This window comes from Romboutsia sp. LXY-2 (assembly GCF_056171995.1).
This window is the reverse complement of sequence record NZ_JBKFGI010000002.1, coordinates 103,378-123,241: the sequence shown is the minus strand read 5'-3', so window position 1 is coordinate 123,241 and position 19,864 is coordinate 103,378. Positions and strand designations below refer to the sequence as shown.

The following is a 19,864-nucleotide window of genomic DNA, read 5'->3' as shown; positions in this document are numbered from 1 at the left end:
ATTATAATTACTAAATTCAAATTGTTGGAACGCCGTATGAGGGGAAACTCTCACGTACGGTGTGAAGGAGGGGAAAAGATGGAGATAACTTCAAAGTCTTACCTATTCCTATATAAATCTGTAGAATTAGAGTTAGAATTAGAGCAAAAAGGAAAACAAGAAATGTTAGAAATGGTAAGAGACATATCTAACATGGTAAATATACATTATATAAGACAAAAAGAGCCAAAAGGACTAGGGCATGCTATACACTGTGCAAAGAGCTTTATAGGAAATGAACCATTTGCAGTACTTCTTGGAGATGATATAGTAGACGCAGACAAGCCTTGTTTAAAACAACTTACAGAAGCTTACAATGAATATAAAACATCTATATTAGGTGTTCAAACAGTAGCTCCTGAAGATACATCAAAGTATGGAATATTAGATGTGAAGCATATAGAAGATAGAGTATATAAAGTAAAAGACATGGTTGAAAAGCCAGCTCCAGGAGAAGAACCATCAAACATAGCAATATTAGGTAGATATATAATAACTCCTGCTATATTTGAAATACTTGAAAATCAAGAGCCAGGAAAAGGCGGAGAAATACAACTTACAGATGCTCTTAAGACTTTAGGTAAGCAAGAAGCTATATATGCTTATGACTTTGAAGGAAGAAGATATGACGTAGGAGATAAGTTAGGATTCTTAGAAGCAACAATAGACTTTGCTTTAAAGAGAGATAACTTAAAAGATGATTTATTAGAATACATGAAAAATACAGTTAAAAATCATGAGAATAATAAAAAATCTGTAAAAGGTAATAAAAAAGAAGAATTAGAAAAACACATTGAGTTAGTATAGAAATTAAAATAAGTATATTAATAATTAGGATGAATTGCAAAAAGGAGATGGAAAATATGTCAGTTTTAGTAACTGGAGGGGCAGGGTATATAGGGAGCCACACAGCTATAGAGCTTTTAGAAGAAGGGTATGAAGTTGTAATAGTAGATAACTTTTGCAATAGTAACCCAGTAGTATTAGACAGAATAAAAGAACTTACAGGTAAAGATGTAAAGTTTTATGAATTAGATATAAAAGATAAAGAAAAATTAGAAGTAGTATTTGAAGAAAATAAAATAGATTCTGTTATTCACTTTGCAGCTTTAAAAGCAGTTGGAGAATCTGTTAGTATGCCACTAGAATATTATAGCAACAACTTAACTAATACATTAGTACTTTTAGAAACTATGAAAAAGTATAATGTATCTAAGTTTGTGTTTAGTTCATCAGCTACTGTATATGGAGACCCTCACACTTGTCCAATATTTGAGGACTTCCCGTTATCAGTAACAAATCCATATGGAAGAACTAAACTTATGGTAGAAGATATGTTAAGAGATATATGTAAGGCTGATAAAACATTAGATGTTGCTATTCTTAGATACTTCAACCCAGTTGGAGCACATAAGAGTGGAAGAATAGGTGAAGAACCAAATGGTATACCTAATAACCTTATGCCTTATATAACAAAAGTAGCTATAGGTCAGTTAGAAGTGCTAAGTGTATTTGGAAATGACTATGATACTCCTGATGGAACAGGTGTTAGAGATTATATACACGTTGTAGATTTAGCAAAAGGACATGTTAAAGCATTAGAAAAATTAGCTCAAAACCCAGGATTAGTAACATATAACTTAGGTACAGGAAACGGATATAGTGTACTTGATTTAGTAAAGGCATTCTCTAAAGCTAGCGGTAGAGAAGTACCATACAAAATAGTAGATAGAAGACCTGGTGATGTTGCTAAGTGTTATGCAGATCCAACAAAGGCACAAGAAGAACTTGGGTGGAAAGCAGACTATGGAATAGATGAAATGTGTGAAGATTCTTGGAGATGGCAAAGCCAAAATCCAAAAGGATATGAGAATAATTAAATAGAATTAATAGCTTTATAGGAGTAATCGAATATAGATTACTCCTTTTTTACGTATTCATAGATTATAATAGCTTATAATCTATGAATAACCCATGTGACCAAGTGATACCAATGCACCAATAGTAAGTAAAATAAAATCGCAGACGTAGTCGCTTAAAAAAGCTTTTGAGCAACGGACGAAGTCGTTGGCGACATGAGAGAAGCTATAGCAAAAGGAATATTTAAGCCAGACAACAAAATTACTAGAGCAGAATTTACTAAGATAGTAAATAGAGTATTTGGATTTACAAATAAAACATCAATAAATTTTAGTGATGTTAAATCTAGTGAATGGTACTATAATGAAGTTGCTATTGGTGTGCTTATGGGGGATATGTACTAATTTTAGTAAGATAAGTATAATCTATAACAAAAATGAAGCATTTAGTGCTACATATGTAGTACCAAATAACCTTGATGAATTAGAAGCAAATAGTCCTATTATTGTTAATGGATATTTTAATGGAGTTAGAAAAACGGATACTGATAAAAACTTAGTCGGTCCATCAAGTATTTCAAGCTTTAAAATAAGCAAAGTGGTTAAAGGTCAGGTAAAAGACGAAATCATACCAGTAGTAGAGCCTTGTAAATTTGAAAATGGAGATTTTTCAAACTTTGAAGGATATATACCTATGGAAGAAAAACAAGAGTATATGCTTTACCTAAGACCCAATAATACAAAAGAAGGCAAACAATATTCTATTGTTTCTTTAAACTTTGGTAGATACAACTTATCAGATAATGAAGGGCTAATACATTTTACTAAAGAAATAAATAGCTATGATGAGGTATCAGATTTAGATTTTGTTACAAGTTCTCAAGGTATGTCCCTAAGATATAATGATATAAAAGAAGAAGTAACAGGAGCTTCAAAAGGTCAAATAACAACACATTCATATTCAGCGCAAGTACTTACAAAGGACAGCGCTTTCTATGATTTTAGAATTATACCATCTAATAATGTAAAAATTTATTTAGATAGTAGCGTTACAGACACATATGCAAATCATACCGGCACTTTCAATATTGCTTTGGATAAGATTTCACATATTAGTGATGCAGACATAAGTTTTGATAAAGTATCTCAAGATAAAGCACATCTGATTCTTAGTTCTACAAGTTCATCAAAAGAAGAGTGGGTAGGTATTGCAAGAATAACATATAACGAGTTTGTAAAGTCTGTACCTAAACTTACTAGTGCAAAAGTATTTATCAATGATTATAAGATAAATGCATCAAACTTAACTAAAGATCATACATACCAAGTTGCACTACATGAATTAGGACACTGCTTTGGACTTCTTCACCAAGATCAGTTATTAGAAGATGAAAGTATAATGGTTCCATATTTTACTCCAATGAAAGCAGGACAAACAGATTTTTATAATTTAGATAAGCATAATCTTACTTATGCATACCCTAAATATACATACTGGAAAGATAGTTGGGCAAAGGATCAAATAGATGAGTTTATAGATAAGGGATATATTAAAGGATATCCTGATGGAACATTTAGGCCAGATAATACTTTCAAACCTAAAAATAATATTATTAGGGCTGAAGCTGTTGTAACTTTGATTAGAGTTAGATAATTAAATATTTGTAGAAAATAGAATTATATATAAAGAATAATTAATTTATAAAAAATAACTATAAAATTGACACAAATTGAACAATTAACGTCTCTTGGATTTTTCCAAGGGGCGATTTTTTTGTATAAATATTTTATACAGTTTAAATATTATTCGGGGGAGTGTTACTTCTATTAGTCATACATAAGTTACTAACAAGAGTGGTATCTAGGAGATAAAGAAGTATCAAATAGCTACAAAACTTACAGAATATAAAGTTAAATATAATGAGTAGAGCTATACAAATTATACTTAAGTATAATTTATTAGAGGATTCAAAGTTGCTAACATATAGTTAGAAAATAATATGATATATAAAAAGTATACTTAAAGGAGATGTAACATGAAAAGTATAATAAATATATGGGAAAATGATAGAAGTAATTTAGAGGGACCTAAGGATAAAGAAAAATTCAAATGCAACTATTGTGGAAGGATAGAGATTGAAATAGAAAAGATACTTGCTGAATGTGAGAATTGTGGATATAAATATTGGAACTGGTATAAAAAGGCTGAATAAATACTAAAAAAATGATGGTATGTATTTATTATTAAGATGCAACCATATTAATAAATACCGATTTATTAAAGAAGTAATTAATAATATAGTGAATATATTACGAGATGCATATTTATAGCATCTTTTTTTTTATTAAAAAAGGGTAGTATGCGCATTACTCTATTATATAATAGCTGATTACACTAATAATGAATAAAATGTATACCAACATCTAATATTGATAAATGGTGAGATAGAATAAAATTTTCTCAAAGAATAAATTAGGAGGAAATATAATGATCTTACTAGTTAATGTATTAGAGATAGTGGTTAAAAGTTTATTATTAGTATTAATGGCTTTTAGTATATACTCATTAATTTGGAATATATACTTAACATTAATATCCTTTAATGGCTTTGGGAAAATAGAAAGAGATTATAATTTACAAGAGGATAAAACTAGGTTTTTATTACTTGTAGCAGCTCACAATGAAGAAAATGTTATAGGAGGTACTATTGACTCTTTAAGAAATATTGATTATGACAAAAATCTATATGAAATAGTAATTATAAATGATAATTGCACAGATAAAACTCAGGCAATTTGTAAAGAAAAAAATGTAAGATATGTAGATACATCTCTTAAGCGATTCACAAGGGAGGGAGTTGGCAAGCCAGGAGGAATACAGTATGCATTGAGAGATATTGGTTTTGATAATATTAAAAATAACTATGACTTAGTTATGGTGTTTGATGCAGATAATCATGTTTCGACTAATTTACTAAAAGAGGTGAATTCACAATTTATAGATACCGAAAAGCCAGAAGCATTACAAGTATATATTGATTCAAAAAATAGCACTTCTTTAATCGCTTTAGGATATAGTATGTCTTTCTTTATTATTAATAGATTTGCACAATATGCTAAATATAAGAAAAAGCTTCCTGTATATATAGGAGGTACTGGATTTGCAATAAGAAGTGATTATTTAATAGGTAAAGATGGTTTTAAATGCGAATCTTTGACAGAAGACTTAGAGTTTTCTGTTGATATATGGCTAAATGGCGGAAGGGTAGTTTGGAATCATTTTGCTAGAGTATATGATGAAAAACCAGATAGTATAAGAGTTTCAATAAAGCAAAGAACTCGTTGGTGTATGGGACATTCATATGTAGCAATCAAAAGATTTAAAAGTATAACTAAAAACTTTATAAAAAATAAAAACAAAAAGGTAAATCTAGATGTATTTATACATTTATTTTCAATAGGTAGATCTATACAGTATATAGTTTTAATTTTTGGATTTATCATATCAATTTTAGGATTATTTATTACTAGTTTTAACCCATACTTAAGTATATATTATCGTCAGATAATAAGTTCATTGGCATTTATAAGTGGGTCAGGGATGTTGTTACTGATTTATAACTATATAATACTACCTTCATATTCATTGAAACATGATTTAAATATAAATATTAAAGTTAAGCATATAATTGCAATGCTCTTATATAGTTTTTCATTTATATACCCACAAATACAAGGAATAATTAAGTGGAAAAATCAGAGTGTATGGGTTAAAACAAAGCATGTATATAGTGAAAGAACCGATGTAGAGGCTACAGCAGACAATAGTTAAATTTAAGGGGGAAAAAGATTGTGAAAAAGATAAAAGTTCTTACAGTATTTGGAACAAGACCAGAGGCAATAAAAATGTCTCCATTAGTAAAAGAATTAGAATCAAGAGAAGAAATAGAGTCTATAGTATGTGTAACAGCTCAACATAGAGAGATGTTAGATCAAGTATTAGATACATTTGGGATAGTTCCAAATTTTGATTTGAATATCATGAAACAGGGCCAAACATTAGTTGATATTACTTCAAGAGTACTACAAAGCATGGACAAGGTGATCAAGGAGTGTAATCCAGATATAGTTTTAGTACATGGTGATACAACTACTACACTAGCAGGTAGTTTAGCGGCATTTTATAATAGGATACCAGTAGGTCATGTGGAGGCTGGTCTTAGAACATATAATAAATATTCACCTTATCCTGAAGAGATAAATAGGCAGTCTACTGGAATAATCGCAGATATGCATTTTGCCCCTACAGAGCTAGCAAGACAAAGTTTATTAAGAGAAGGTAAAAAAGAAGATGATATATATGTTACAGGAAATACAGCGATAGATGCATTAAAAACCACAGTTACGGAAGACTATACAAACCATATAATAGAAAAAATTGATCAGGGTAGGATGATCTTAGTGACAGCACATAGGAGAGAAAATTTAGGTGAACCAATGAGAAATATGTTCAAAGGAATAAAACGTATTGTTGATGAATTTGAAGATGTGCAAGTCGTATATCCGGTACATTTAAATCCGTTAGTACGTGATGCAGTAGCTGAAGTCCTAGATGGAAATGATAGGATACATCTAATAGAACCTTTAGAAGTAGTAGATTTCCATAACTTCTTAAATAAATCTCACATAATAATGACTGATAGTGGTGGAATTCAAGAGGAAGCTCCAGCGCTTGGAAAACCAGTGCTAGTATTGAGAGACACAACAGAAAGACCAGAAGGTGTTGAAGTTGGAACCCTTAAATTAGTAGGAACTGATGAAAATAATATATATAATATGGCGAAAGAGTTACTTATATCTGAAGACGAATATAATAGAATGAGTAAAGCATCAAATCCTTATGGCGATGGATATGCAAGTAAATATATTGCAAATGCGATAATAGAAAGGTTTATGCAAGATTACAATATACAAAAATAATAAAAAAAGGAAAAATACTATGAGATTAAAAAGTGTATTTACAATATTTATTTCAATAATGATAATATTTATTAATAGTTCTAATATATTTGCTTTAACTGAAGACAATAATACTTTGATAATCTATCCAAGCACTATAAAAGAAGATAACCTAGACTTAAGGGTATTAGATATTACAGTAAGCCATTTCTCTAACAATATAGATTTTGTTAAGACAAATAGTCAAATTGAGAATATTGATGAATATGATTATGTTATTTATTATGGATTAGCTGAAGAGCAAATAAACTCTAACATAATAAATAAGTTAGATAGATATAAGGGGAAATTAATAGGTATTGGATATAATGTAGAGCAAATAAAATCAAAATTTTCTTTTATAAAATATGGTGATGAACTAGTTATAGATAATATAACTTTTAAGGGGAGAAGTCATAAATTAGAATCTACTAAAATATTAAGGGGAATAGAAAAGATAGGAGAAGGAGAAGTCTTACAATATACAAATGTAAAGGGTAAAAAAATACCGTGGTTTGTTAGCAATGAAGCAAAAGATACATATTACTTTGCATTCACTAACTTATTCACAGAACTAAGTTATTATTTAGGAGAAGGGCTTTTTGAATGTTTTAATGAACAACAAGCAAAGGTAGAAAATCAAAAAACATTAAGATTAGAGGATATAACTCCTGCGAGAAATCCAGATGTATTAATGGAAGTTGCTAAGTATTTAAAAGAAAAAGAAATTCCATATATGGTAGTTGTAATACCAACACATAGGGATGTAGAAAACAATAAAACATATAACCTGAAAGATTATCCTGAAATGATTAAAACATTAAAATATATGCAAGAGAATGGTGGTAGCATTGTAATGCATGGTTATACTCATCAATATAGAGATTCTGAAACTGGAGAAGGATTTGAGTTTTGGGATTCTGAATTAGATGCACCGCTAGATAGACCAAATGGAATTTCAGAAGATGAGTACGTAAGAGAAAAAATAGAAGCCGGTATAGAACAGTTAGTTACTCATGATCTATATCCGATTGCATTTGAAGCACCTCACTATGCCATATCACAAAATGGATATAAAATAGTATCAGAGTATTTCTCAACATATGTGGGACAAATACAAATTTCAGATGAAACGATGGAAACCACATATTCACCAGTGTATAAGTCTAACCCTACATTTTTAAATGGAATGACAGTTATTCCAGAAAACTTAGGTTTTCTAGGTGAAAATAGTTTTGAAGAAGATTTAAAGAGTATAAAATATAATTCCACTATGTATAGTGATTTTTCAGATGGCATGATAGGTGTATTTTATCACCCACATTTAGGTATAGAAAAATTAAGATTATTAATAGAAACCTTAGAAGAAAGTACTCCAAATTTAGAGTGGTTTGACTTAAGAAGTATAGACAGTATAACAAAAACATCAGATTTAAAAATTGAAGTTAGCGATGGTGATATCGAAGTAGAAAAATCTAGTAAAATATCACCTTATCAAGCCAGAGTATATTCAGAATATGCATGTATAGGAGTAGTAGTAATAATTTTATTAGTTGGAGTGAAGTATGTATTCCAAATAAAATTATTCAAGAAAAAATAATATGAAAAAAAGAGCTAAAGGTAGAATAAATAAGAGAATAATAAGAAAGAAAAAGAAAAAGAAATATAAATATAAATTACTAATCGCTATTGTGCCATTATCTTGTATAGTTATGCTTTTTTCTATAGATCATAATAATTTAGTTAGTTACTCTGAAAAAGCTTTAAATCATAAATTTAACCAAAAAATTATAAGCTCAAATTTGTCAACTGATTATGAAATAGAGAATGTTTTAAAGAATATTAATAAAATGGGATTGAATACAATAAATATTCCTATAGTAATTAATATTGATACATTAACTTCCAACACAATGGATGTCGATAAAAATAGTGTAGAAAAAGCAATAAATTTATTAAAAGAATTAGAAGGGAAAAATATTAGTATAATACTAGAGCCATATCCTTGAATTAATGATGGCAGATTATCTGAAACAGAATGGATGCCATCTGATATAAGCACATTTTTTTATAATTGGAAAAATATTGTAATAGATTATTTGATAAAGAATATATGCGATATTTATGATATAGATGCTTTAAATATATCATCAAATTTAGTTCGTATTGAATCATATGAAACGGAGTGGTTAGATGTAATAGCTTTTGTCAGGCAAGAATATGATGGGCTTGTGACATATAGGACTAACTGGTGGTATACATTAGAAGGAGATGCAGAAACACAGAAAAGATACGAAAATAAGCTTAATAATAAGCTTTTTGGAGAACTTGATTTCATATCGGTATCTGCTTATTTTGAGTTAACTGATCAAATGAATGCTGATGTAGACGATATTGTCAATGCTTTAACAAGTACAAATGTATACAATAGAAATCAAAATGTCAAACAAGAAGTATATAATTTCTATGAAAAATGGAATAAACCTATATTTTTTGGAGAATTAGGTTTCCCGAAGCGTCTAGGAGCATCTATAGAGCCACACAATTCATATTTATCACGTATATATTCATCCTCTCAACAGGTGAATTGCTTTAAAGCTTACAATAAAGTATTTAAAAATGAAGATTGGTTAATAGGATTTTCGATATTTGCGATAGGGGACAAATCATATGAAAAGGCTTATTATCCATGTATAAGATCAAAAAAAATCATTAAAAATTGGTATAAATAAAACTATATTATGTAAATCAATAGAAGAATGCTCATAAAGAAGTAATTATTAGATTATTTCTTTATGAGTACAGTGGAGGTATATTAAGATGAATATTTTAGTTGTATCAGAATCATTTCTAACGAGAGACTCAATAGGTCATTTATTTACAAAAATATGTAAAGTAACTGATATAAAAGTAGTTCAAAATTGTGACAAATTAGATAATCAAGATTTGTCTAAGCTAGACATTATATTTATAGATGTTAATAAAAATAATACTGAACTAGTAGAAAAATTAGCTAATATAAAAAGTGTTTTTCAGAAACTGAAAATAATTGTACTAGACGTCAATAAAGATAGAAATCTTTTTTTAAAATTCACTAAAATAGGTGTTAATGGATATATAAGTAATGTTTCATATGAAGATGAATTAATATATATTATAAAGAAAGTAATGAGTGGCAAAAAATTTTATGATTCAGAATTAATTCAGTATATAACTAATAAACCAACTAAAAACAAAGTTTAAAAGCTAACTAAGTTTTTTTGTGCATGAGTATGTGATTTTTATAATGAACAAGAAAATTTATATTGTATTTAAATCAATGTGTAAAATAAGCTAAAACGGACATAATGCTACAAATTATTATATCTGAAAAGTCTTTTAAAAAATTAACATGTCATAATGTGTATAACGTATTATACTTTAGTAGAAAAAAAGATACTCACTATTAATGATTACCTATAAATAGAAATATCCTAAAATATAAGTATAAATAATAATACAGGAAACAAGGATTTAACAAGCTAAAAAATAATAAATTAAATACTAAATATAATTAAGCAGTATTTAGAAACTAAGAAGTATATCTTAGATGTGGGTACTTAGAGGTATATAGAGCTAATAGTACAGCCGGCTAAATAACGGGCGTATTTTGGGGGGATTAAGTATGAAAGTTATTGTAATATCAGAATCATTAATAATCAGAAGGGGAATATCAAAGATTATATATAACGAAGCATGTGTAAAGGATATTAAAGAAAGTCATATATTTTCAGACATATATAAAAATGAGTATGACTTAATACTAATTGATCTAAATAGAAATAATGAGAAGTTTTTGCCAGAACTTCAAAAGATAAAGGAAAATTCTACGTCTATGATCATGGTACTAGATTTTTATGAAAATCCAAAATTATTTTCAAAGTGCATGAAATCAGGAATAGATGGATATATATTGGCCAATATTAATGGAGAAGATATGGGGTATGCTATAAAGCAGTTATTTAGAGGTAAGAAATATTATGATGCTGATCTAATAGAAGAATATCTATCACATGGTCAGTCTGAACATGTAGAGGGATTAACAAAGAGAGAACATGAGATTTTAATGTATATAGCAAAAGGAAGAAGTAACTCAGAAATATCTAAAGAATTATTTATTACTGAGCATACTGTAAAAAAACATATAAGTAGTATTTTATCAAAATTAAATCTTAAAGATAGAATGCAAGCAGCTTTGTTTGCTTATAATAGAGGAATTGCTAGTTTATAAATAAAATAAATAATAATAAAAAACAGCTATTTTGATAGAAAGCAGCTATTTCTGATAAGAAATAGCTGCTTTTAGCTATATAAAGTACACGAATTGTTTCTAATTAAAACTCATAAACACAATTAACATCCAAACTTATTTTTAATACCCATAAAAAAATCCCTCTTAAAATCATTATCATACCCATCACTCTCAATAATCAAAGCAGCCAAAGTAATAAACTGGTCATAAGTATTACCAATACTACCAGGCTCTCTTACTGTACTAATCCCTAATAAATAATTACAACTAACCCCAAAAAATCCACACAAATCAATAACTACATTAAATGGAGGTAAATCCATATCTGGCTGAGTAAAATCACTACAATCTAAATAATATCCACTCTCCATCTCAAATTCACGAGAAAAATCATCAAAACTATAATCTTTCTCAAGCAACAATTGCCTAAATCTCTCATCAAATCTAATCATAATAATACCCCACTAAAAAATAATATATAAATAAAATTGCAAAACAAAACTTAAAATATAAATAAAATCAAATAAATTTTATAAAAAAAATAAAAATATATTTTAAAAATCAAACACATGTTCCGTGGGTAGTTAAAAAAATTTTGCCACCTCATGTAGCAAAATTATAAAGAGCTAAAATACATTTTTGATAATTTCTCAAAAATTGCATCTTTTTCTTTTCGGCTCAAATTATCGTTATCAAATAAATCATTTCCAACTGAAAGAAACTCCGATACTAAGTCGACTTCTTTATCTGGCTTGTCCATATTTCTCTCTGAATTTAAACCTAGCAAATAGTCTAGAGAAACATCAAAGTAAAATGCGAACTTTATAAGCGCTTCAGTTTCTGGAATTCTTTTATCGTTTTCATATTGTGATATAGCAGCCTTGGAAAATGAATAGTCATAAGATTTATTAAAGTCATCAACTAATTCTTGTTGAGTGTAATTTTTTTCTAATCGTAGCTCTTTAAATCTCTGCCCAAAAGTCATGTTACCCACCTCACTATAAGAAAAGTATAGTACAAAGTTTTGTAAATGTAAACTTTAAAAACATATTTTTAGAAAATATGTAAAATAATACTTGAAAGTTAACACAAACGGAACTATCATTAAAATAAATGGTTAACATAAAGAGTAACTTATATTGAAAAGTTAACACAAAAAATATTTAAAAGATTAACATGAACATGAATTAAAAGGGGAGTGAGTAGATGTGGCAAAAGGATATTACAAAATGAATAGGGAAGTATTGAAGTTTGATTATGAAAAAGACTTACAAAAAATTATATTTAATCATTATCTTATGAGAAAAGAAAATCTAAGTGCTATGAATAAAAAATTAGAGCCAGGGCATTTTCCACTAACAGTAAGAGCTATATCAAAAGATCTAAATATGTCTATAGGAGCAACCCATCGTATGCTAAAAGAGTTTGAGAAATTAAACATAATAGAGCTTGTAGAAGATGGAAAGAAGACTAAGACATCATCAATATATAAATACGTTACAGCAACAAAAAATAACACCACAGTAAAAAATAGCACCAGTTTTGGAACAAGTTTTGGAACAGATTTTGGAACATCTAAAATAGATAATATAAATACAAAAGATCTTAAACTTTGGATGACGGAGTTTGGTAGATAGGGAGGGATTAGATGAAGTCACTACAAGCTATAAACATAGAGCAATCAATACTTGGAAGCTTCATAGTGGATGAGGGTCTAGCTTATAAAATACAAGAGCTAAAAGAAGATATGTTTACAGTACAATTGAACAAAAATATTTTTAATATAATGAACAATCTTTTTAAAGAAAATAAAACACTAGATATACAAACAATAAAAACAAAACTAGATGAACAAGCAGTAGAAGCAACAGTATCATACTTAAGCAATCTAACAGTAATATGTCAGTGCTATGCAATAGATACACATATTGAGCTACTAAAAGAAACATACATAAGAAGATGTATAGTGAAAAATTGTAAAAAATTATTTGAAAGTATGGGACAAGGAGAAAACTTAGATACATCAATATATAAGTTTCAAAATAAATTAGAACAAATATTAGACCAAGAAGATAAATACAAAGACGATGTTTCTTCAATATGTGAAAATGTGCTAAATTTTCTGGAAAACAATGATGAAAAAGGCTTTAGATTTGGAATTAACATATTAGATTACACCATAGGAGGTTTGTTTAAAGGAGAGCTTACAACAATAGCAGCCAAAAGTGGAAATGGAAAAACAGCACTAGCCCACCAAATAATGCAAAATGCCGTGGAACAAAATAAAAAGGTGTTATTTATAAGTAGAGAAATGAGCAACGAACAGATACTAATGAGAACTATATCAAAGGATACAGGAATAAGTGCTAAAAAAATGAAGTACAAAGAGTTTAAGGATGAAGACTGGATAAAAATAATATCTTCTATGGAAAAGCTAAATAAATCAAAATTAATATATATAAATGACAGAATAAGTACAATAAACGGAATCAAAAAAAGAATAAGACAATTAAGGCCTGACTTAGTAATTATAGACTATCTACAACTTCTAAACTCTGAAGGGGGTTACCAAAGTAGAGAAAGAGAAGTAGCGAGCTTATCTAGAGATTTAAAAAATATCACCTTGGATTTTGATATACCTGTAATACAACTTAGCCAGCTTAATGATGAAATGAAAGATTTTAGACCTTGGGGAGAAAGACCTATGCGAGATAGTAAGGCCATATTTCATGACTCAAATAACGTAATCTACATACATGAGCCAGTAGGGGGAGACTTAGAAGCAGCAATAACTACAATAAAGGGAGATCGAAAAGAAGTACTAAAAGCAAAAAATAGTGGAATAAGGCTTGTAGATATTATAGTGGCAAAGTGTAGGGATGGAGAAAGTAAGCTAAGACACTACAAATACAACGGTCCAAAACTACAATTTCAAGAATTAAATTATTAGAAAAATATTGGGAGGGGAATATAGCAATATGGGAATAATAGTAAAATTAGAAGAATTGCCAGAGGAATTAATACCTATAGCTTCTTTTATGGGAATGGACATGTTTTTAAATTTTTGTGAAGAATTTGGTGGATGCCATATATATATGCCAAGTAAAAAAAGTATACTAAGAGGCTATCGTAATAGAGAAATAATAAGAAGATATGATGGTACAAATAGTAAGGTTTTGGCAAAAGAGTTTGGAATTAGCGAAATATACCTAAAAAGTATAATAAGAAAAGCTAAATAAAAAACTAAAACAACTTAAATAAAAATCTAAAAAACTCAAAATAAAAGGACTACAGACGGTTTTGAATTTATACAAACCTATATGTAGTCCTTTTTACTTTATACTAGATAGTACAAGTTTTAGAATATTAAATCGTACTCAGTAGTATCAGTTGCGACAATCTTAGCCTCCACCATAGTTTCAAGTTTTTCACCTCCAGGAGAAAATATATCTTTTTCTACTATAAGAGCCATAGTATCACGTATTTCTTCTTCAGTTACATCAGCTCTAGGAGCATCAATAGCTAGAGAAACTCTTTTTCCTCCAGAATCTTTAAAAGTCATAAGTAATTTAGTTTTCGTTTCCATAATCCAAAATCCCCCTTATATTAATTATTTTTTTATTGCGCAATAGTAGTATTATCTACTTTAGATACATCCATCAAGATATTATCTTGAAGACTTGCTATCATAGTAGCAACAGTATATATGTCATCATGCAAAGCGTTGTGTCTTAAATTTGAATAAGTTTTGGTTCTTCTTATTGCCTTTCCGTTATCGTCTTTCCCACAGTCGTACTTAAGTTTTAATCCAGATGGATTATTAATTGCAGTAACAGCCATTGTTAAATTCCCCCTTTTAATATTTTTTATAAGCTTTATGTTTGCCTATATTTATATAATAAGCTCTCATAAAATCCTGCAGTTTTAACATTCTTTACTAAGATAAGTTATAACCTATATTTCTAGAAAACTGTGTTCTTAAGGTATACACTTAAATTATTAAAGAACTAAGGTAGAGCATAGAAAATATAAAATATATAAGGAGGGCAATATGAGTATAAAAAGAGAAGATATTTGCTATAATTTAGAGATTTTATTTGAGATAATAGGAGAAAAAGAATACTTAGAAGTAACTAAGATGTATGGTGGGACTACTATTTACATACCGACTTACAAAAGTACTATAAGGAATAATAGAAATAGGGATATTATAAAAAGGTTTAATGGGGTTAATACTAAGCAGCTTGCGATAGAGTATGGGATAACAGCTAATCAAGTAAGAAGGATTGTAGGTAAAAATGAGTAATGGTGAAATTTGTCGAATAAAGTAAAACGATTTCACTTGTGTTATTTTGGCGTAGAATATATAATGAAAGTGTAAAATAATTGGTAATAAGCAAGGTTAATAGGGGAAAATGAACGGATTTTGGAGTTGTAATATAGCTAATGTAGGGGTTAGTTATACTATAACTCTTTTTTATTGCAAAAAGCTTTAATTATGTAATTTGTCAAAATTAATTATATTACTAAATAATATGAATTTATTTGAAAAACGAAATTCAAAGGGATTAGCATACCCATAGTTGTATTAATAATATATGGGGGGATGAAAATGAAAAAACTAATAAAAAAATACTTTACCATAATGCTAACACTATCGCTAGTAATGGTAGGTGGAGTCTCTGTATCAAATGCAGCCAATGATCACTTACTTATAGCAAACTCAAAGAAAAATACTATGGCATATTATGTAAATAATAAATTCGTAAAAGAATTTAAAATATCTACAGGAAGATCAAGCTCACCTACACCACAAGGCAAATTTCAAATAGTAAACAAAATCAAAAATAGACCATACTATACAGGTGGAATACCTGGAGGTAGCCCAAATAATCCACTAGGAGATAGATGGCTAGGTCTAAATATCAACGGAACTATGGGATCTTTATATGGAGTACACGGCACAAGCAACGAATCATCAATAGGAAAAAACATCACTGACGGATGTATAAGAATGTACAACAAAGAAGTTAGATGGCTGTTTGATCAAATACCAGTAAAATCTTATATAATAGTAAAAAATACAAATGAATCTTACAAACAAATAGCAGCTAAATACGGTATAAATATAGAAAACCCAGAACCAGAAAAAAAACCTGGATGGGAAAAAGTAGGTAATGATTGGTATTATGTAAAACAAGACAAGAAATATCATAAAGATGGATGGTTAAAAGTAAAAGAGCACTGGTACTACTTTAATGAAAAAGGTACAATGCAAACTGGTTGGAAAAAAGTAGGTAAAGATTGGTACTATCTAAATAGTAATGGAACAATGAAAACAAGATGGTTAGAATATAATAATAATTGGTTCTATCTTAGAGAGGATGGAGGTATGAAGACTGGTTGGTTGCTAGATAAAGACAACTGGTATTACTTCTTAGAAGATGGATACATGAAGATAGGTTGGCAACAAATAAAAGGAAACTGGTACTATTTTAATAAAGATGGAAGTATGGCACACGACACTACTATAGATAACTGGACAATTAACTCTGATGGAGTGGCAATAAGTCCTTATATATAACAAAAATAAAATCAATAATGAAAAGCGCGGATGTATAGTTCGTGCTTTTTATTTTATTTCGAAATAAAATAAAGGAAAAGTAAGAATTGTGCTTAATATTGTATATAAAAGCAAAAAAATAAGGGGGATAATAGATTGAGGGGAAGGCTTAATAAAATGATGTCGGTGTTGCTAGCAATGATAATATGTTTTGTATCAATAGGCACTACATCAAAGGTAGATGCTAGCAGTATGAAGCCAAGTGTATTGGCACACGCATATGTAGTGATGGATTCGAAAACAGGGAAGGTGTTACTTTCTCAAGATGCAGATAAAAAGATTTATCCTGCGAGTACAACAAAACTAATGACAGCTCTAGTAGCAATGGAAAACTGCGATTTATCAAAAAAAATAACAGTTAAGCAGAGTGTAATATCAAAAACACCAAGCTATGCAACTCAAGCAGGGCTTAAAGTAGGCTATACATACACAATGGGAGAATTATTAAACATGCTTTTAGTTTATTCAGCAGCAGATGCAGCAGATATAATAGCTGTAGAAGTAGCAGGCTCTATAGAAAACTTTGCTAAGATGATGACAGATAGAGCAAAGACCCTTGGAATGAACAACACAAGATTTGATAATCCAATAGGTCTAGATGGAAAAGACTATCCAAATAATTACTCAACAGCTAGCGATATGACAAAGCTAACAAGATACGTAATGAAAAATAGCACAATACGTAATATAGTTTGCAAGCCATCATATACAATAAATAATTATTATAATGGAACAACAAAAACACTAAAAAATACAAATAAATTTTTAAGAGGAGAATATTATCCAAAAGATCGATATAAAATTATCGGAACAAAAACAGGATACACAGATGCAGCAGGATATGTATTATCTACTACCGCTAGAGATAAGAATGGTAGAGAGGTGATCTGTGCATTTTTTGGAAAATCTTCATTATCTAGAATGTATCAGGATATAGAAAAGCTACTAACATATACGTATAAAAACTATGGTACAGTTACAGGATGGTGTGAGTATGATAACCAATGGTATTATTATGATAAATCAGGCAATATGAAAAAAGGATGGCTAAAATATAACAATAAATGGTATTACTTTAATAAAAATGGTGATATGAAGACTAGTTGGTTAAATTATAATAACAAGTGGTACTACTTTAATGTAGATGGTGATATGAAGGTAGGATGGTTACAATACAATAATGAGTGGTATTACCTAACAGAAGATGGCTCTATGAAGAAGGGCTGGTTATACTATAATAACAAGTGGTACTATTTTAATGTAGATGGTAATATGGTAACAAACACAATAATAGATGGATGGATAATAGATAATAATGGTGTAGCATCACCTCAAGAATAGATGTATTAAGACTAGGGTAAATAGCTCTAGTCTTTTTTGTCGTAAACAAATATTCAATTGACAACAGAAAATAACAATAAAATAGGTCAACTAGTATATACAATTTAATCTATAGTATAAGAAAAATATGGGGGATGAAAAATGCTATTAAAAAAAGTAAGTATAATTGCTAGCATGGCATTAATGTTATCAATGGGGTCAATAAGTTTATCAAATGCACAGGAAGAAGTTAAATTTAAGGATTTAAATGAGAAAATATCAACACAACAATCAGAGATACTAAATGGTTGGGTTAAAGAAAGCGGACATTGGTATTATTACCAAAATGGAGCTATGTTAATGGATCAATGGATTCAATCAAATGGAAACTGGTATTATTTAAGCAACTATGGAAATATGGTAACAAAGGGAACTCATTTAGTAGATGGAAAGTACTATATTTTTGATGAAGAGGGATTGGTAATTTACAAAAAGGGATGGATTAGTTTTTCATTTGAGGGATATGTTGATGGATCTAGTGGTTATACTGACTGGTATTATAGTAATGGAGATGGAACAGTAAAGATCGAGCAGTGGATAAAAGAAAATAATAAGTGGTATTATGCATGGTTTGATGGCCGATTAATCTGTGAGCAAGCGCAAAACATCAACGGTAAGTGGTACATATTTGATAAAAATGGGAAAATGGTAGACAAAAAAGGCTGGATACAATTGACAGACCATATGGTGGGAGGACCAGTATGGTACTATGCAAAGGGCGATGGTACTATGAATATAGATCAATGGATGAAAGAGAACAATAAGTGGTACTACTTTGGAGAAAATAATGGATATACAGCAGGTATTATGTACCAAGGAGGAGTATATGAAGTAAAAGGGGACATATATTTATTTGATAGTAGTGGTGCAATGATAGAGAAAAAGGGATGGGTAAGTGTTTTTGATGGCTATGAAAAGAATTGGTTCTATAGTAAAGGTGATGGAACAGTAAAAATAGACCAGTGGATAAATAGCGCTGGTAAATGGTATTATGTTAATGAGTATGGATGTATGTACAAAGATTTTATATATAATATTAATGGAAAAGACTATATATTTGATGCAAATGGAGTATGCCAAAACCCATAAATTTATAAATTAGAATAAAATGATAAAAAGTATTACTGAAAATATTAATTCTCAGTAATATTTTTTTTGCTTAATAAATAGACTTTTAATCTTTTAGTATTGATATATGCTATAATAAAAAGGTTGTTGAATATTAAACAAGGGGGACAAAATATGTCACTTTTTCAAAAATACAAAGAGACCATTCTTTATTTATTCTTTGGAGTACTATCAACAATAGTAAATATAGGGACTTATTTATTCTTTACAAGAGCCTTAGGAGTTAACTTCCTAATATCAAATGCTATGGCATGGATTACGGCAGTTTTATTTGCATATATAACCAATAAATTTTTTGTGTTTGAAAGTAAGAGCGTAGAATCTAAGTTTTTAATAAAAGAATTTACATCATTTGTAAGTTGTAGGATTTTATCTGGAGTTACAGAGATGGGACTTATGTATGTAATGATTGACCTAATGTTAATAAATGACTTTGTAGTAAAGATAATTACAAACGTAGTAGTAGTAATATTAAACTTTATATTTAGCAAGTTGATTATATTTAAGAACAAGAAATAAATAAAATTAAGGGAGAAATAAGGGAGT

Annotated in this window: 24 protein-coding genes and 1 riboswitch; of the genes, 20 read left to right on the top strand and 4 right to left on the bottom strand. The window is 29.1% G+C overall.

The genetic code is table 11. The features are described 5' to 3' along the window. Nucleotides 1-78 precede the first annotated feature (78 nt). From ACI48P_RS05655 to ACI48P_RS05600, 12 genes are all read left to right on the top strand, one after another. Nucleotides 79-846, top strand: coding sequence for a UTP--glucose-1-phosphate uridylyltransferase (locus tag ACI48P_RS05655; RefSeq protein ID WP_475214389.1), 768 nt, complete (start codon nucleotides 79-81; stop codon nucleotides 844-846). A gap of 56 nt (nucleotides 847-902) precedes the next feature. Beyond that, complete coding sequence (gene galE, locus ACI48P_RS05650; protein ID WP_475214387.1) at nucleotides 903-1,919, top strand: UDP-glucose 4-epimerase GalE; 1,017 nt, start codon at nucleotides 903-905, stop codon at nucleotides 1,917-1,919. Nucleotides 1,920-2,114: 195 nt separating this feature from the next. Continuing rightward, on the top strand, nucleotides 2,115-2,303 hold the full coding sequence (locus ACI48P_RS05645; protein WP_475214385.1) for an S-layer homology domain-containing protein: 189 nt from the start codon (nucleotides 2,115-2,117) through the stop codon (nucleotides 2,301-2,303). After that, nucleotides 2,263-3,552 (top strand): S-layer homology domain-containing protein, encoded by a 1,290-nt coding sequence (locus ACI48P_RS05640; RefSeq protein ID WP_475214383.1) that lies wholly within the window; start codon nucleotides 2,263-2,265, stop codon nucleotides 3,550-3,552. Before ACI48P_RS05645 ends, ACI48P_RS05640 begins: the two co-directional genes overlap by 41 nt. A 382-nt stretch (nucleotides 3,553-3,934) precedes the next feature. After that, a complete protein-coding gene (locus tag ACI48P_RS05635; RefSeq protein WP_475214381.1) occupies nucleotides 3,935-4,111 on the top strand; it encodes a hypothetical protein in 177 nt (58 codons plus the stop codon). A 275-nt stretch (nucleotides 4,112-4,386) separates the two neighbouring features. Further along, complete coding sequence (locus tag ACI48P_RS05630; protein WP_475214379.1) at nucleotides 4,387-5,730, top strand: glycosyltransferase family 2 protein; 1,344 nt, start codon at nucleotides 4,387-4,389, stop codon at nucleotides 5,728-5,730. Between the two features lie 20 nt (nucleotides 5,731-5,750). After that, on the top strand, nucleotides 5,751-6,878 hold the full coding sequence (wecB, locus tag ACI48P_RS05625; RefSeq protein WP_475214377.1) for a non-hydrolyzing UDP-N-acetylglucosamine 2-epimerase: 1,128 nt from the start codon (nucleotides 5,751-5,753) through the stop codon (nucleotides 6,876-6,878). 19 nt (nucleotides 6,879-6,897) lie between these two features. Further along, nucleotides 6,898-8,496, top strand: a complete 1,599-nt coding sequence (locus ACI48P_RS05620; protein ID WP_475214375.1) for a DUF2334 domain-containing protein — start codon at nucleotides 6,898-6,900, stop codon at nucleotides 8,494-8,496. A gap of 1 nt (nucleotide 8,497) precedes the next feature. After that, nucleotides 8,498-8,905, top strand: coding sequence for a hypothetical protein (locus ACI48P_RS05615; RefSeq protein WP_475214373.1), 408 nt, complete (start codon nucleotides 8,498-8,500; stop codon nucleotides 8,903-8,905). A 33-nt stretch (nucleotides 8,906-8,938) separates the two neighbouring features. Further along, nucleotides 8,939-9,628 carry a glycoside hydrolase family 113 gene (locus tag ACI48P_RS05610; RefSeq protein WP_475214371.1) on the top strand — a complete coding sequence of 230 codons (690 nt, stop codon included), beginning with the start codon at nucleotides 8,939-8,941 and terminating at the stop codon, nucleotides 9,626-9,628. Nucleotides 9,629-9,716: 88 nt separating this feature from the next. Beyond that, the gene (locus ACI48P_RS05605; protein ID WP_475214369.1) at nucleotides 9,717-10,139 is read left to right on the top strand and encodes a response regulator transcription factor; all 423 of its coding nucleotides are present in this window, start codon (nucleotides 9,717-9,719) and stop codon (nucleotides 10,137-10,139) included. Nucleotides 10,140-10,453: 314 nt separating this feature from the next. Continuing rightward, nucleotides 10,454-10,538, top strand: a riboswitch (cyclic di-GMP riboswitch). A gap of 22 nt (nucleotides 10,539-10,560) precedes the next feature. Beyond that, nucleotides 10,561-11,166 (top strand): LuxR C-terminal-related transcriptional regulator, encoded by a 606-nt coding sequence (locus tag ACI48P_RS05600; protein ID WP_475214367.1) that lies wholly within the window; start codon nucleotides 10,561-10,563, stop codon nucleotides 11,164-11,166. Nucleotides 11,167-11,288: 122 nt separating this feature from the next. On the opposite strand, the gene ACI48P_RS05595 is transcribed toward ACI48P_RS05600, so the two are convergent. Continuing rightward, the gene (locus ACI48P_RS05595) at nucleotides 11,289-11,639 is read right to left on the bottom strand and encodes a hypothetical protein (protein ID WP_475214365.1); all 351 of its coding nucleotides are present in this window, start codon (nucleotides 11,637-11,639) and stop codon (nucleotides 11,289-11,291) included. 164 nt (nucleotides 11,640-11,803) lie between these two features. Then, entirely contained in the window at nucleotides 11,804-12,172 is a 369-nt protein-coding gene (locus tag ACI48P_RS05590) for a helix-turn-helix domain-containing protein (RefSeq protein ID WP_475214363.1), read from the bottom strand. A 223-nt stretch (nucleotides 12,173-12,395) separates the two neighbouring features. On the opposite strand from ACI48P_RS05590, the gene ACI48P_RS05585 reads away from it, so the two are divergent. Genes ACI48P_RS05585 through ACI48P_RS05575 form a run of 3 tightly spaced genes read left to right on the top strand, consistent with a single transcriptional unit; the run spans nucleotide 12,396 to nucleotide 14,426 of the window. Continuing rightward, complete coding sequence (locus ACI48P_RS05585) at nucleotides 12,396-12,824, top strand: hypothetical protein (RefSeq protein WP_475214361.1); 429 nt, start codon at nucleotides 12,396-12,398, stop codon at nucleotides 12,822-12,824. An 11-nt stretch (nucleotides 12,825-12,835) separates the two neighbouring features. Beyond that, nucleotides 12,836-14,137 carry a replicative DNA helicase gene (locus tag ACI48P_RS05580; RefSeq protein WP_475214359.1) on the top strand — a complete coding sequence of 434 codons (1,302 nt, stop codon included), beginning with the start codon at nucleotides 12,836-12,838 and terminating at the stop codon, nucleotides 14,135-14,137. 28 nt (nucleotides 14,138-14,165) lie between these two features. Next, nucleotides 14,166-14,426, top strand: a complete 261-nt coding sequence (locus ACI48P_RS05575; RefSeq protein WP_475214357.1) for a Mor transcription activator family protein — start codon at nucleotides 14,166-14,168, stop codon at nucleotides 14,424-14,426. A gap of 119 nt (nucleotides 14,427-14,545) precedes the next feature. Here ACI48P_RS05575 and ACI48P_RS05570 read toward each other — a convergent pair whose 3' ends face one another. Both ACI48P_RS05570 and ACI48P_RS05565 read right to left on the bottom strand, forming a co-directional pair. Then, entirely contained in the window at nucleotides 14,546-14,773 is a 228-nt protein-coding gene (locus ACI48P_RS05570; protein WP_475214355.1) for a DUF2922 domain-containing protein, read from the bottom strand. 32 nt (nucleotides 14,774-14,805) lie between these two features. Then, nucleotides 14,806-15,027, bottom strand: coding sequence for a DUF1659 domain-containing protein (locus tag ACI48P_RS05565; RefSeq protein WP_475214353.1), 222 nt, complete (start codon nucleotides 15,025-15,027; stop codon nucleotides 14,806-14,808). Between the two features lie 211 nt (nucleotides 15,028-15,238). On the opposite strand from ACI48P_RS05565, the gene ACI48P_RS05560 reads away from it, so the two are divergent. The 5 genes from ACI48P_RS05560 to ACI48P_RS05540 all read left to right on the top strand — a co-directional run bounded on the left by ACI48P_RS05560 (nucleotide 15,239) and on the right by ACI48P_RS05540 (nucleotide 19,837). Next, a complete protein-coding gene (locus ACI48P_RS05560) occupies nucleotides 15,239-15,493 on the top strand; it encodes a Mor transcription activator family protein (protein WP_475214351.1) in 255 nt (84 codons plus the stop codon). 306 nt (nucleotides 15,494-15,799) lie between these two features. Beyond that, the gene (locus ACI48P_RS05555) at nucleotides 15,800-16,771 is read left to right on the top strand and encodes a L,D-transpeptidase (protein WP_475214349.1); all 972 of its coding nucleotides are present in this window, start codon (nucleotides 15,800-15,802) and stop codon (nucleotides 16,769-16,771) included. 135 nt (nucleotides 16,772-16,906) lie between these two features. Then, entirely contained in the window at nucleotides 16,907-18,151 is a 1,245-nt protein-coding gene (locus ACI48P_RS05550) for a D-alanyl-D-alanine carboxypeptidase family protein (protein ID WP_475214347.1), read from the top strand. A gap of 141 nt (nucleotides 18,152-18,292) precedes the next feature. Further along, a complete protein-coding gene (locus ACI48P_RS05545; protein WP_475214345.1) occupies nucleotides 18,293-19,279 on the top strand; it encodes a hypothetical protein in 987 nt (328 codons plus the stop codon). Between the two features lie 153 nt (nucleotides 19,280-19,432). Continuing rightward, nucleotides 19,433-19,837: a GtrA family protein gene (locus tag ACI48P_RS05540; RefSeq protein ID WP_475214343.1), complete on the top strand. Its 405-nt coding sequence runs from the start codon at nucleotides 19,433-19,435 to the stop codon at nucleotides 19,835-19,837. Nucleotides 19,838-19,864: the final 27 nt, after the last annotated feature.